Below are 14,034 nucleotides of genomic sequence, written 5' to 3'. Positions count from 1 at the left end.
TGCGTCGTTGTCTCCCGGCCCGTCGCCCGCCTACGGTGCGGACCGCGTCACCGATGCGTCGTCGCCGAGGAGGTCCGTGGTGGAGCGAGGTCCCCGAGAGTCGGCCCCGGGCGACTGGGGTCGGGTCCTGCACCCCCGGTCGGTCGCCCTCGTCGGCGCCTCCGGTCGCGAGGGCCACCCAATGGCGCGTCCCCTGGCCTGGCTGCGCGACCGCGGCTTCGCGGGCCGGGTGCTCCCGGTCAACCCGCGCTACGACGAGCTCGGCGGCCTGCCCTGCTACCCCCGCCTCGCCGACGTGCCCGGCCCCGTCGACCTCGTGCTCGCCCTGGTGCCCGCCGAGCGCGCGATCGCCACCGTCGAGGAGGCGGGCGCGGTCGGGGCCGCCGCCGTGGTCGTGTTCGCCTCCGGGTTCGCCGAGGTCGGGGGCGACGGCGTCGCGGCGCAGGCCGAGCTCGCCGACGCCGCCCGCCGGGCCGGGGTCCGCCTGCTCGGCCCGAACTGCCAGGGCCTCTACGTCGCCCGCAGCCGCCTCTTCGCCACCTTCACCGCGGCGGGTGAGCGCGTGCTGGAGGGGAGCAGCGGCATCGCCTACGTCGGTCAGAGCGGCGCGATCGGCGGCGCGGTCCTCGACGTCGCCGCCTCCCGCGGGCTCGACCTCACCGCCTGGGTGAGCACCGGCAACCAGGCCGACGTCGACGTCGCCGAGGTCGCCCGGGTCCTGGTCGCCGATCCCGACGTGCACGTGCTCGCCGTCTACGCCGAGGCCCTCCCCCGGCCCGCCGACTACGTCCGCCTCGCCGCCGAGGCCCGCACGGCCGGGACCGCCCTCGTCGTCCTGCGCAGCGGCCGCACCGAGAGCGGGCGCCGCGCCGCGCTCTCCCACACCGGCGCGATGCTGCCCGAGAGCACCGCCTTCGACCTCGTCTCCCGCGAACACGGTGTGGTCCTCGTCGACGACGTCGAGGAGCTCCTCGCGGCCGCCACCCTGCTGCGGACCCAGACCCGCCCGCGCGGCCCGCGCGTCGCCGCGGTCACCAGTTCCGGGGGTGCGGGCATCCTCGCGGTCGATCGGTGTGCGGACGTGGGTCTCACCGTCCCCGAGCTGGCGGAACCCACCCGCGAGAAGCTCGCCCGCCGCGTCCCGGCCTTCGGCTCGGTCGCCAACCCCGTCGACGTGACCGCGCAGCTGTTCAACGACGGCGGCGGCGCCTTCGGGGAGGTCTGCGCCCTCGTCCGCGACGACCCCGCGGTGGACGCGGTCATGGTGATCCTGACGATGCTGGTCGGCGAGACCGCCCGCGCGCTCGCGGCCGATCTCGCGGCGACCGTCGCGGACGCGCCCGCCGACGCGCCCCCCGTGGTCGTGGTGTGGATGGCAGGCGAGGACGCGACCGTCGAGGGACGGGCGGTCCTGCGCGCGGCCGGCGTCCCGGTGTTCTCGTCCATCGCCGTCGCCACTCGCGTGCTGGCGGCCGCCGCGACCGCGGCCGCTCCCCCGGCCGCTCCGGCCACCCCCGTTCCCCGGATCGACGACGCCTGGTCCCTCGTGACCGCGCTCGGCGTCCCGGTGCCGCGGTCGGTACGGGTGCCGGTGGCCGCCGAGGCCCCCGATGCGGTCGCCGCGGTGGGTGGCCTCGCGGCGCTGAAGGCGGTCGCCCCAGGGCTCGAGCACAAGACCGAGGCCGGGGCGGTGCGGCTGGGTGTCGACGTGGCCGGCGCCGCGGACGAGGCCGCTGCCCTGCTTGCCCGCGTCCCCGGCGCGGAGGCCGTGCTCGTGCAGGAGATGGTCCCGCCGGGCGTCGAGCTGCTCGTGTCCGTGGACGGCGGGCGCGACAACTGGCCGCCGGTGGTCACCGTGGGTCGGGGTGGCACCGAGACCGAGCTCCACCACGACCTGGCCCACGCACTGGCCCCGGTCACCGCCGACACCGCCCGCGCGCTGCTCGACTCCCTGCGCTGCCGATCCCTGCTCGCCGGCCACCGGGGAGCACCTCCGGCGGACGTCGGGGCCGCCGTCGACGCGATCGTCCGGATCAGCCGGGCCGCCGGGGCGGACGGGCTGCAGGAGCTGGAAGTGAATCCCCTCGTCGTCGGGACCCACGGGGCCGTGGCCGTCGACGTGCTGCTGGAGCGTGCCTGATGGGCGGCATCTCACTCGGGGTGACCGACGGCGTCGCGCTGCTCACCGTCGATGCCCCGGAGGTCCGCAACGCCCTCACCCCGGCCATGGGCCGCGAGCTCGCCGAGGCCTGCGACGCCGTCGACGCCGACCCGGCGGTGGGCGCAGCCGTGGTCCGTGGTGCGGGTGGCACGTTCTGCTCCGGCGCCGACCGACGGGGCTGGCGTCCCGGCGCCGACCAGGCGGAGGACGCGACCTTCCGCGACACCGGCGCCGTGTACGGAGCGTTCCGGCGGGTGGGCACCCTCGCGGTCCCGACGATCGCCGCCGTCCGCGGTGCCGCTGTCGGCGCCGGGATCAACCTCGCCCTGGCCACCGACCTGCGAATCGTCGCCCGCGACGCCCGCCTGCTGGCGGGCTTCCTGCGCATCGGCCTGCACCCCGGGGGCGGGTTCTTCACGCTCGCCGGGCGGAGCGCCGGCCGCGAGGCCACGGCTGCTCTCGGCCTGTTCGGGGAGGAGATCGAGGGCACCCGTGCTGCCGAGATCGGTCTGGCCTGGCGCGCGGTCGACGACGCGGACGTCGAGGCGACCGCGCTCGCCCTGGCTGCCGGTCCGGCCGCCGACCCCCACCTCGCCCGCCAGGCCGTCCGCTCGTTCCGCACCGAGCTCGGCCCGCCCGCCCTGCCGTGGGACGCCGCCCTCGAGTTCGAGCGTGCGACCCAGATGTGGTCGCAGCGTCGCCGCCACCAGGAGGACCCGTCGTGATCTTCACCCCCACCCCGCTCTCGGCCGCCGAGGACGCGCTGCGCCACGAGGTCCGCGACTGGCTCGACGGGACCCTGCCCGCCGACTTCCGGCCCGGGCTGGGGCTGGGCGGACGACACGATCCCGACTTCAGCCGGGCCCTCGCCACACGGGGCTGGGTGGGGATGTCAATCCCGCGGCAGTACGGCGGGGCGGGCGCGAGCACGGTCCAGCGCTTCCTCGTCGTGGAGGAGCTGCTCGCCGCCGGCGCCCCGATCGCCGCGCACTGGATCGCCGAACGGCAGACGGCGCCGGCACTGCTGCGCTTCGGCACCGAGGAGCAGCGCCGGTGGTTCCTCCCGCGCATCGCGGCCGGGGAGTGCTTCTTCTCCCTCGGCATGAGCGAGCCCGACGCCGGGTCCGACCTCGCCGCCGTCCGGACCACCGCCACCCGCGTCGACGGCGGCTGGGAGGTCAGCGGCACGAAGGTCTGGACGACCAACGCCCACCTCAACCACTTCTTCGTCGTCCTCTGCCGGACCTCGGCCTCCGAGAACCGCCACGGCGGGCTGTCCCAGCTCGTGGTGGACCTCTCCTCCCCCGGGGTGACCGTGTCGCCGATCCCGCTGATCGACGGCGAGCTGCACGTCAACGAGGTGGTCCTCGACCGCGTCCACGTCCCGGACGACCGGGTGCTCGGCGAGATCGGGCAGGGCTGGGCGCAGGTGACCGCCGAGCTCGCCCACGAACGCTCGGGGCCCGACCGCTACCTCTCGGTGCTCGGCCTGCTGCGCAACTACCTCGCCGAGCACGGCAAGGACCTCGACGACGCCGCGGCGACGGCCTTCGGGCGGATCGCGGCCCGGCTGTGGTCGATCCGGCAGCTCTCCCTCGCCGTGGCCCGCTCCCTCGACGAGGGCGAGGCGCCCGCGACGGAGGCGGCGCTGGTGAAGGACGTCGGCACGATCTTCGAGCAACAGACCGTGGAGACCGTCCGGGAGATCGCCGCGTGCGAGATCGACCCCGGGGGCTCGATGTTCCAGCAGCTGCTCGCCGAGTGCGTGCTCAACGCTCCGAGCTGGACGTTGCGCGGCGGGACGACCGAGGTGCTGCGCGGTATCGCCGCGAAGGCCCTGACCGGGGGAGGCGCCCGATGAGCGACACGACCGAGCTCCGTGACGCCGTGGCCGACGTGCTCCGCGGCCGTTGTTCTCCGGCCGTCCTCGAGGACGCCGAGCGGGACGGCGGGGCGCCGACCGTGTGGGCGGCGCTCGCCGACGGCGGGTTCACGACGGTCTCGGTCCCCGAGCCCGCCGGGGGCTCGGGAGGCTCGGTGGCCCAGGCCTGCGCGGTCCTGGAGGCGGTCGGCGCCGCAGCTGCGCCCGTCCCGGTCGCCGAGACGGGTCTCCTCGCCGGACGCCTGCTCGCCCGCGCGGGCCTCGGCCTGCCCGACGGCCCGCTATCGACGGCCCCCTCCCCCGGGCTCGTTCTCGACGACGGGGTGCTCGTCGGCTCGGTCGACCGGGTCCCGTGGGGTCGGAGCGCCGCGTCGGCTCTGGTCGTCGACGGGGGCACCGTCGTGCTGGTGGAGCCCGGAACGGGCGTGGTCACGCCGGGCCGCAACCTCGCCGGGGAGCCGCGGGACCACGTGGACCTGACCGGCGTGCGGCCCGCCGCAGTCGCTCCGGTCGACCCGATCGCCGTCGACGAACTCGCACGACGCGGAGCCCTGTCCCGGGCCGCGCTCATCGCGGGAGCCGCCCGGGCGGTGCTGGAACTGACCCTGCGCTACACCGGGGACCGGGAGCAGTTCGGCCGGCCGGTGGCCCGGTTCCCCGCGGTCGCCGCACACCTCGTGCAGATCGCCGAGCAGACCGAGCTCGCGGCGATGGCCGTCGGCGCCGCCGCTGCCGGCGCCGGGGACGAGGGCGAGCCCGACCCCCTGGCCGTGGCGGCCGCGGCCTCCGTCGCCGCGGACGTGGCCGGTGCCGTCGCGACGGCCGCCCACCAGGCGACCGGGGCGATGGGCATGACACGCGAGTTCGGTCTGGGCGTCCTCACCCGCCGGCTGTGGTCCTGGCGCGACGAGTGGGGCGGCGGCCGTTCGTGGGCTGCCGAGCTGGGGCACGCACTCGCCGCCGGTGGCGCGGATACCTTCTGGCCGACGATCTCGCGGGGGCTGGTGCGCTGAGAGTCGGTGGTCAGCGGTAGTGCGGCTGGGTCGAGTGCTCGCTCCAGGCGGCGACCATCCCGACGGCGGCCGGCAGCAGCGGCGTGGCCAGACCTGCCGCCCACTCGCGCCAGTCCTCGAGGACGATCTGGTCCAGTCCCTGCAGGGCCCCGGACATGCCGGCGAACTCCATCCGGACGTCGTCGACCGACACGGGCTCGCCGTCCACCGTCCACCCGTGGCCGATGAGGTCCAGGATCCGGGCCGCCAGTTCTGACGACTCGATCGGGCCGTGGGCGAGGATGACGGCCAGCGCGTCGACGACCAGCTGGTCGACGAAGGCGTCCCCGGTCTCGAGCCACCCGCGCAGCCGCCGGATCACCTCGAGGTCGTCGAACGCCGCGCGGGTCGGCGTCAGCACGCCGTTCTGGACACGGACGAGGCGGACCTTCCGGAGGATCGCGTGCAGCTCCTCGAGCGGGCGCAGGTCGTCCTCGCGGCTCGCGGGCTTCTCGTAGAACGCCCACTGCGGTCGCTGTTCCTGGATGGCGCGGACGACCGTCCGGGGCAGCCGGCCGGTCGCGGTGGGCTTCACCCCGCCGTCGAGCAGGCCGAGGAGCAGCCGCACGCTCTCCGGGACCGCGCCGACGACCTGCCGCAGGTGCCGGTCGGTCGCCGCGAGGTCGAACCCGGGCAGCGACCCGCCGACCCAGGCGAGCGCGTCCTGGTGCTCGGGATGCTGCGGGTCGGCCAGCACGTCCCGGAGCCGTTGGAACCCGTGCGGCCCGCCGCAGTCCTCGAGCGGGCAGCCGCCCTGCCCGTCGACGCAGCCCGGCTCGTCGCCGCCGACGCCGAGGACCTCGACGTCGTGGGTCCAGCCGTCGCCGAAGTCGTACTCGTAGACGAACCGGTCGCCGAGGGCCGGCAAGGACGCGGTCGACTCGTCGACCGCGTCGTCGGGCTGGTCGACGTCAGCGGGTCCGTACCGGACCCCGGCCACCTCGAAGGCGTGCAGGTGGACGTTCACCCAGCCCATCGCGGCCTGCAGGAGCAAGTGCAGTTCGGGAAGGGTCGCCCGGGCCGGGACGTCCAGCACCCGCTCGACCACGGGGTCGACGCCCTGGAGTCGGATGCGAACTCTCCTCGTCTGCACGCCCGACAGTCTCGCGTCCGGCGACGACGTCCCCTCGTCGGGGGACGTCCGGGTCGTCCCCGGGACCGGTCGCTCGGGGGACGGAACGGGCCTGCCCGCGAAAGCAGAGTTCTCCCCGTCAGCAGGGAGAACGGCCCCGGACCGGGACTCACTCCCTCCCACGTTCCACACCCTCGGGAGCACCCCAATGCGTCTCACCCGGATCGCCGCCGCCACGCTCGTCGCCGGATCGCTGACCTTCGCCGGTACCGGCATCGCGCTGGCCGACACCGTCACCGCGACCCCCGCCATCTCCAGCAGCGCCTCGGTCGTGACCCAGTCCGGCGGCACGATCACGCTGGGCTCGAGCTCGGTCAAGCCGGGTGCGTCGGTGTCACTGTCCGGGATGTTCACGCAGCCCGGGACGGGGTCGATCTCGGTCACCTCACCGGCGTTCGCCGGCTCCGCCACCCTGCGCGACGCGAGCCCCACCAGCTTCGACGGGTTCGCCCAGATCGCGAACTCCGCCAAGCCCGGCTCCTACACCGTCACCGCGACCCGCGGAACCCAGACCGCGACGGCGACCCTCACGGTCGTCGGCTCCGGGCCCGCCCCGGTCCCGCCCGCCCCGATCCACCACGGCGGCACCGGCACCACGACCGGCGGCAGCCACGGCTCCTCCTCCGGCTCGACGACGGGGACGCACCACTCGGCCGCCGCCACCGGAGCCGACACCACCGGAACCGACACCACGCCCGCCGCTGCGACCTCGGCCGACGCTCCCTCCGGGACCGACGTTCTCCCGTGGGCGCTCGGCGGCGCGGCGATCCTCCTCGCGGGCGGCGCCTACGTCTTCCGGGCCCGCCGCACCTCGGGCGGGAACGCCCCGGCCGCGCGCGACGAGCAGGACCCGCAGACCGCGCCGTACGACCGCGAGCCCCGCACCGAGGTCATGCACCGCCGCTGAGCACGCACCACGACGCCGGTACCGAGTCGCCACGACTCGGTTCCGGCGTCGTGATGTGTACGGAGGCCTCGCGTTCTCGACGGCGGGTCCGGCTGGTCAGCCGGGCGCGCGGGGCCCCGGGACTCGCATCCCGATCGGGGCGCTAGTCAGTTGATCATGTCGAGTGCGACGACGCCGGGTGTCGCGCTCGGCATGATCAACTGCCTAGTTGTCCCCTCGTCGGGGGACGGTCCTGTCGTCCCCGGGACCGGTCGCTCGGGGGACGGAACGGGCCTGGCCGCGGCGGCAGAGTTCTCCCCATCAGCACGGAGAACGCCCCACCCGGACGCTCCCCGCACCACCTCCCTCACCCCCTCGGGAGCACGTCATGCGCCTCACCCGGATCGCCGCCGCCACCCTCGTCGCCGGCTCGCTCACCTTCGCCGGCACCGGCATCGCCCTGGCCGACACCGTCACCCCCGTCACCGCCACCTCCAGCACCGTCTCCGCGGCCGTCGCGGAGCCGGGAGTGCTCACGCTGTCCTCCAGCACGGTCAAGCCCGGCAGCCAGATCACCTTCTCCGGCACCTTCGCCGAGCCCGCCGCCTCCACCGCCACCGGCCCGATCACCGTCACCTCACCCGCCTTCACCGGCCCGGCCACGCTCACGCGCACCAACCCCGAGGCGTTCTCCGGCTCCGCCACCATCGCCTCCAACCTCAAGGCCGGCAGCTACACCGTCACCGCGTCCTCCTCCGCCGGCACGGTCACCGCGAAGCTCACCGTCCCCGGCACCGTCCCGCCCCCGGTCCCCGCCCACCACAGCAGCACCGGCACCACCGGCACCCACACCTCGGCACACACCTCCGGCACCGAGAACACCACCAGCACCGACACCGACACCGTCGCCAGCAGCACCGACCTCGCCACGGTCCCCGACGCCGGCTCCGACGTGCTGCCCTGGGTCCTCGGCGGCGCCGGGGTCCTCGTCCTCGCCGGTGGCGGCGCCTATGCGGCCGGCCGCGGCCGCCGCACCGGCGCCCAGGTCCGCCAGGACGACCGCGAGCCCCGCACCGAGGTCATGCCCCGCCGCTGAGCACGGACCACCACGCCGGAACCGAGTCACCGTGACCCGGTTCCGGCGTGGTGTGTCGGTACCTCGGCGACGGCCGCGCTGACCGGAGGACATCTCTCCCATGCGCGACCAGCATCGCCGCACGGCCTCCCGTCGCGAGCCGGCTCTCAGCGCACCGTCCGCCCCGCATCCCGCGCGGCAGCCACGAACTGGGTGACGGTCGAGGGCACGTTCCCCGACCGGTGCGCCACCCCCAGCGCCAGCCGTAGCGGAGCTCCTCGCAACGGCCGGTAGACGACCCCCTCGCGGTTGAGTTGCTGCGCCTCGGCGGCGATGAACCCGAGCCCCACACCCGCCGCCACCAGCCCGATGATCGTCTGCGCCGGATGGGCCTCGACCGCGATGTCCAGCGGGAACCCGACATCGCGGCACAGCGCGATGAGCGTGTCGTGCAGCTGCGGGGCGATCTTGCGGGGGAAGACGACGAACTGCTCCCCCGCCAGCTGCGCGAGCTCCAGGGTCTCGTGCGCGACGAGCGGGTGTGCCGCCGGCAGCGCGATCCGGAAGGCCGGGTGGGCGACCTCCTCGGCGACGAGGCCCGGGTCGTCGAGTGGTGGGTGGATCAGCGCCACGTCGATGTCGCCGGAGCGCAACTGCTGCTCCTGCTCGGACATCGACAGCTCCGCGACGACCACCCCGATCCCCGGCATCCGTTCCCGGAACAGCGCCACCACCTCGGGGAGCAGCACGTACAGCGCAGGTGCGGTGGCGCCGACGACGATCTGCCCGATCTCCCCGCGGTGCGTGCGCTGCGCGAGCGCCACCGAGTGGTCCCACTGCCGCAGGAGCTTGCGGGCCTCGTCAAGGAACACCTCTCCCGGCCGGGAGAGCGACACGCTGCGCCGGGTGCGGTGCGCGAGCGACACCCCCAGCTCGTGCTCGAGCGTGCGGATCTGCTGGCTCATCGCCGGCTGGCTGATGTGGCACCGCTCGGCGGCGCGGTGGAAGTGCAGCTCCTCGGCCAGCGCGACGAAGCACTCGAGACGGAATCGGTCCACACCCGTCGTCCTACCTGTGACAGCCCCTCCTTATCAAGAGAGCCGGAAAGAGAGTTGGACCTGATCTGAAGTCCGGACCTAGCGTGCGCTGCGTCACCGACGACGAGGAGCCGCATGCACGCCCCGCCTGACGATCCGCTCGCCATCCGCATCACCGCGGTGGAGACGGTGGTGGTCAACGCCGAGATGCGGAACTGGATCCTGGTGAAGGTCCGCACCGATCAGGACGGCCTGATCGGCTGGGGCGAGGCGAGCCTCAACTGGAAGACCCGCTCCGTCGTCGGGGCCGTGGAGGACCTCGCGACGATGGTCGTCGGCCGCGACCCGCGGGACATCGAGCAGCTGCTGCGGATCATGACCAAGCACAGCTACTACCGGCTCGGCATCGTCGGCACCACCGCGATCAGCGGGATCGAGCACGCGCTCTGGGACATCCTCGGCAAGTCGCTGGGTCAGCCCGTCTGGCGGCTGCTCGGCGGGAAGGTCCGCGACCGGGTCCGGGTCTACACCCACCTCGGCCTCGGCGACATGCGCTCGGTCTACGAGACCTTCGACGCCACGGCGGTGAAGGAGAAGGCGGCCGCCGTCGTCGAGCAGGGCTACGACGCGCTCAAGGTCGTGTTCGTCCCCTACGGCCACCACCTGACGGTCGCGCGGGAGCGGCGCCAGGTGGACGGGCTGATGGACGCGCTGCGCGACGGCGTCGGGCCCGACGTGGACATCATGGTCGACTTCCACGGCCGGCCCGCCTCCCCCGCCGCCGCGCTGCAGTACATCGAGGTGCTCCAGCCCTACGACCCGCTCTTCTGCGAGGAGCCGGTCGCGCCCGGGGACACCGAGGCGCTGCGCTGGGTCTCCGAGCACACGTCGGTGCCGCTCGCGACCGGCGAACGCCTCGTCGGGCTCCGGGAGTTCCTGCCGGTCCTCGCGTCGAAGGCGATCGCCGTGGCGCAGCCCGACCTGAACCACACGGGCGGCCTCCTCGAGGGCAAGCGCATCGCGGCCCTCGCCGACACCGAGCAGGTCGGTATCGCCCCCCACAACCCGAACGGCCCGATCGCGGGCGCCGCGGCCCTGCACTACGCGGTCAGCACCCCGAACTTCGTGATCCAGGAAGAGATGAGTGGCGCGGTGAGCTGGTACGACGACGTGGTCTCCACGCCGATGACGCGGGAGGGCAGCCACTGGCTGGTCCCCGACGCCCCCGGCCTCGGCGTCGAGGTCGACGAGACCGAGGCGGCGAAGCACCCCTACCGACCGGAGGTCCCGCAGAGCAGTGCCGCGGTCCTGCCGGACGGAACGGTGGTGGACTGGTGAGCGACCTCCGCACCTTCTCGACGCCGGGTGGTCCCCACAACGCGACCCCGCCCCGCATCGTCTTCGGCCCCGGCTGCGCGGGCACGCTGCGCGCCGAGGTCGAGCGTCTCGGGGCGACCCGCGCCCTCGTCGTCACCACCCCTGGCCGCGCCGCGCTGGGCGAGCGCTTCGTCGCCGACCTCGGTGACCGCAGCGCGGGCCTGCTCGCCGAGGCCGTCTCCCAGGTCCCGATCGAGCTCACCGCCCGCGCCGAGGCCCGGGCGAAGGAGCTCGGCGCGGACTGCCTCGTCGCGGCCGGCGGCGGCGCCGCGACCGGTCTCGCCAAGGGCATCGCCTACCGCCACGCGCTCCCGATCATCGACATCCCGACGACGTACTCGGGCTCGGAGATGACGGCCTTCTGCGGCATGACGATCGACGGCGTCAAGTACATGCACCAGAGCCTCGACATGCTGGCCTCGACGGTGCTCTACGACCCCGAGCTGTCGGTGGGCCTGCCCGTGACGGTCAGCGCGGCCAGTGCCATGAACGCGCTCGCCCACTGCGTCGACGCGGTCTACCTCCCGACGACGAGCCCGCTGCTCGTCCCCGCCGCCGTCGAGGGAGCCCGGGTCACCTGCGACGCCCTGCCCCGGCTGCTCGCTGCCCCCGACGACCTCGGTGCGCGTTCCGACCTGCTCTACGGCGCCTACCTGGCCGGAGCCGCGCTGACCGGCGGGTTCGCCCTCCAGCACGCGGTCGCCCACACGCTGGGCGGGAGCTTCGACGTCGAGCACGGCACGGCGCACGCCGTCGTCCTGCCCTACGTCACGGCCCACCTGCTGGAGCGGGCGCCGGAGGCCCTCGGGCTGATCGCGCGGGCCGTCGGCACCGACGACCTCGCCGGGCACCTGTGGGACCTCGCCTCCTCGGCCGGGCTGCCCGTCCGGCTCGTGGACGTCGGCGTGGACCGGGAGGCGGTGGAGCGGATCGTCGAGATCACCACCGGCGGTCACGGCGACGACCCGTGGGAGGGCCGCAATCCCGCCCCCATCGAGGAGGCCCCCGTGCGGGCGATCCTCGACGCGGCCCTGGACGGGCGGCGGCCGTGAAGGTCCACCTGGTCGGCGAGGCGGCCGGGCACGCCGCCGACCTGACCGCGCACCTCGACCCGTCGCACGAGGTGGTGGCCCTTCCCGCCGACGCCGCGACCACCGGGGCGTACGACGACCGCATCGACCCCGACGACGTCGTCGTCTCGCTGCGCTTCCGGCGGCCGTCCGGGCAGGCTCCCGCGTTCCGGCTCCTGCACGTGCCGGGTGCCGGGCTCGACGGGATCGACCTCGACGCGCTCCGGCCGGAGACCGCCGTCGCGAACGTCTTCGAGCACGAGATCCCGATCGCGGAGTTCGTGCTCGCCCGGCTCCTGGACTGGGAGATCCGCGCCGGCGAGATGACGGACCGCTTCACCGCGGAGGGGTGGCCGGAGCAGTACCGCCACCGGCTCCCGCACGGCGAGGTGCACGGCAAGACCCTCGGGCTCCTCGGCTACGGGCGGATCGGTCGTGCCGTCGCCGCCCGCGCGTCGGCGTTCGGGATGCGGGTGCTCGCGCTCGACGACCACGCCCTCGACGACCGCACGACCACGGTGTTCCCGCCCGACCGGCTCCACGCGTTCCTCGCCGAGGTCGACCACCTCGTCGTCGCCTGCCCGCTCACCGCGCAGACGACCGGGCTGATCGACCGCCCCGCGCTCGCCGTCATGAAGGCGCACGCGGTGGTGATCAATGTGTCCCGCGCGGAGGTCGTCGACGAGGACGCGCTGTACGAGGCGCTCACCTCCGGCGCGATCGGCGGCGCCGTCCTCGACGTCTGGTACCGCTACCCCAGCTCCTCGGAGCCGGATCCGCCCCCGGCCCACCGGCCCTTCTGGGACCTCCCGAACGTCTGGTGCACGCCGCACTCCAGCGCGTGGACCCGGGAGCTGTCCCAGCGCCGGTACGCGGTGATCGCCGCGAACATCAACCGCCTCGCCACGGGCGGCCCGCTCTCCCACCTCGTCCGACCGTCCCAGGGCGTCCCCGCCCGTCCTCTCCAGGAGCGCCGATGACCGCCGCTGCCCCCTCCTCCACGGACATCTGGGAGGAGTCCCGACGACGGCTCATCCCCGGCACGATGGTCGGGAGCCTCATCGAGTGGTACGACATCGCGATCTACGGCCAGGCGGCCGCGCTCGTGTTCGGCACCCTGTTCTTCCCGTCGTTCTCGAGCACCGCCGGCCTGGTCGCCGCCTTCGCGACGTTCGGCGTCGGGTACTTCGCCCGACCGATCGGTGCCGCGATCTTCGGGCACGTCGGTGACCGCTACGGCCGTCGGATCGCCCTCGTGGCGACGCTGCTGCTCATGGGGGTCGCCACCACCCTGATCGGGCTGCTGCCCACTTACGCCGCCATCGGCGTGGGCGCGCCGATCCTGCTCGCCGTCCTCCGACTGCTGCAGGGCCTGGCGGTCGGGGCGGAGTACGTCGGCGCGGTCACGATGGTCGCAGAGTTCGCGCCGTCCCGACGACGGGGCTACTTCTCCTCGCTCCCGGCCGCCGGTGTCTTCCTCGGGATCGGCCTCGCGGCCGCGGTCTCCGGCGCCGTCGCGCTCCTGCCCCAGGAGCAGCTCCTGAGCTGGGGGTGGCGCATCCCGTTCCTGCTCAGCATCATCGTCGTCGCCGTCGGACTGGTCATCCGCCTGCGCGTCCCCGAGTCGCCCGTCTTCGCCGACCTCAAGGCGGCCCGCGCCGAGACCCGCGTCCCCGCTGCCGACATGCTCCGCGCGATGCCGAAGCGGCTCGTGCTCGCGATGATCGCGAACGGCCCGCTCGCGTTCAACATCTACGTGGTCCAGACCTACGCGCTGAGCTACCTCAAGACCAAGGGTGTGCCGAGCTCGACGTCGCTCCTCGCGCTGCTCGTCGGGTGCGCGGTCGGTGCGCTGGCCATCCCTCTGGTCGGGCGCTGGTCCGACACGGCGGGACGACGGCCGGTCTACGTCGTCGTGTCCGGCTTCTGCGCGCTGATCTCGTTCCCGTTCTTCTGGCTGCTCGACACGACGAACCCGGCCCTCATCGTCCTGGCGTTCGCGCTGGCCCTGGGCGGCGGCTGCCTCGCGATCTTCGGCTCGCAGGCCGCCTACTTCGCCGAGCTCTTCCCGGCGCAGTACCGCCTCAGCGGGTTCGGGCTGAGCCGCGAGATCCCGGGGGCGGTCCTGGCCGGACCGGCGCCGGTGATCGCGGTCGGGCTCGTCGCGGCGGTCGGCGGGCCGTGGTTGCTGGCGACCGCGATGGTGGTCGTCGCCGTCGCGAGCCTGCTCGCCGTGCTGGCCCTGCCGGAGACGCGCGGGATCGACCTGGACCCGGTCGTCGACCAGGACGGCATCGCCGCCCCGGGGCACGGCGTCAGCCGCTGACGAGCTCCCGCGCCGCCCGGGGTCCCCGGGCGGCCC

At 74.5% G+C, this 14,034-nt stretch carries 12 protein-coding genes; 10 read left to right on the top strand and 2 right to left on the bottom strand.

What is annotated here, in order from left to right; translation table 11 throughout:
- The first annotated feature begins 76 nt into the window (after window positions 1-76).
- The 4 genes from BJ983_RS03470 to BJ983_RS03455 are packed head-to-tail and all read left to right on the top strand — an operon-like array spanning window position 77 to window position 5,056.
- Entirely contained in the window at window positions 77-2,140 is a 2,064-nt protein-coding gene (locus BJ983_RS03470) for an acetate--CoA ligase family protein (protein WP_343053680.1), read from the top strand.
- A complete protein-coding gene (locus BJ983_RS03465) occupies window positions 2,140-2,886 on the top strand; it encodes an enoyl-CoA hydratase-related protein (RefSeq protein WP_179792529.1) in 747 nt (248 codons plus the stop codon). The genes BJ983_RS03470 and BJ983_RS03465 overlap by 1 nt, the downstream gene beginning before the upstream one ends.
- A complete protein-coding gene (locus tag BJ983_RS03460) occupies window positions 2,883-4,022 on the top strand; it encodes an acyl-CoA dehydrogenase family protein (protein ID WP_179792528.1) in 1,140 nt (379 codons plus the stop codon). The genes BJ983_RS03465 and BJ983_RS03460 overlap by 4 nt, the downstream gene beginning before the upstream one ends.
- Entirely contained in the window at window positions 4,019-5,056 is a 1,038-nt protein-coding gene (locus BJ983_RS03455; RefSeq protein WP_179792527.1) for an acyl-CoA dehydrogenase family protein, read from the top strand. The genes BJ983_RS03460 and BJ983_RS03455 overlap by 4 nt, the downstream gene beginning before the upstream one ends.
- 10 nt (window positions 5,057-5,066) lie before the next feature.
- Here BJ983_RS03455 and BJ983_RS03450 read toward each other — a convergent pair whose 3' ends face one another.
- On the bottom strand, window positions 5,067-6,188 hold the full coding sequence (locus tag BJ983_RS03450) for an IS1096 element passenger TnpR family protein (protein WP_179792526.1): 1,122 nt from the start codon (window positions 6,186-6,188) through the stop codon (window positions 5,067-5,069).
- Between the two features lie 187 nt (window positions 6,189-6,375).
- On the opposite strand from BJ983_RS03450, the gene BJ983_RS03445 reads away from it, so the two are divergent.
- A complete protein-coding gene (locus tag BJ983_RS03445) occupies window positions 6,376-7,134 on the top strand; it encodes a hypothetical protein (RefSeq protein ID WP_179792525.1) in 759 nt (252 codons plus the stop codon).
- A gap of 367 nt (window positions 7,135-7,501) precedes the next feature.
- Window positions 7,502-8,209: a hypothetical protein gene (locus BJ983_RS03440; protein ID WP_179792524.1), complete on the top strand. Its 708-nt coding sequence runs from the start codon at window positions 7,502-7,504 to the stop codon at window positions 8,207-8,209.
- Between the two features lie 146 nt (window positions 8,210-8,355).
- Here BJ983_RS03440 and BJ983_RS03435 read toward each other — a convergent pair whose 3' ends face one another.
- Entirely contained in the window at window positions 8,356-9,246 is an 891-nt protein-coding gene (locus BJ983_RS03435) for a LysR substrate-binding domain-containing protein (protein WP_179792523.1), read from the bottom strand.
- Between the two features lie 114 nt (window positions 9,247-9,360).
- Between BJ983_RS03435 and dgoD the strand changes: the two genes are divergently transcribed.
- The 4 genes from dgoD to BJ983_RS03415 are packed head-to-tail and all read left to right on the top strand — an operon-like array spanning window position 9,361 to window position 13,998.
- Entirely contained in the window at window positions 9,361-10,563 is a 1,203-nt protein-coding gene (gene dgoD / locus BJ983_RS03430; RefSeq protein ID WP_218890081.1) for a galactonate dehydratase, read from the top strand.
- A complete protein-coding gene (locus BJ983_RS03425) occupies window positions 10,560-11,654 on the top strand; it encodes an iron-containing alcohol dehydrogenase (RefSeq protein ID WP_179792522.1) in 1,095 nt (364 codons plus the stop codon). Before dgoD ends, BJ983_RS03425 begins: the two co-directional genes overlap by 4 nt.
- Complete coding sequence (locus tag BJ983_RS03420) at window positions 11,651-12,652, top strand: NAD(P)-dependent oxidoreductase (RefSeq protein ID WP_179792521.1); 1,002 nt, start codon at window positions 11,651-11,653, stop codon at window positions 12,650-12,652. Before BJ983_RS03425 ends, BJ983_RS03420 begins: the two co-directional genes overlap by 4 nt.
- Window positions 12,649-13,998 (top strand): MFS transporter, encoded by a 1,350-nt coding sequence (locus BJ983_RS03415; RefSeq protein WP_179792520.1) that lies wholly within the window; start codon window positions 12,649-12,651, stop codon window positions 13,996-13,998. Before BJ983_RS03420 ends, BJ983_RS03415 begins: the two co-directional genes overlap by 4 nt.
- The last annotated feature ends 36 nt before the right edge of the window (window positions 13,999-14,034 follow it).

It is taken from the genome of Actinomycetospora corticicola (genome assembly GCF_013409505.1).
GTDB classification, from domain to species: domain Bacteria; phylum Actinomycetota; class Actinomycetes; order Mycobacteriales; family Pseudonocardiaceae; genus Actinomycetospora; species Actinomycetospora corticicola.
Note: the sequence above shows the minus strand (reverse complement) of the source record. Positions and strands in the feature narration are given on the sequence as shown.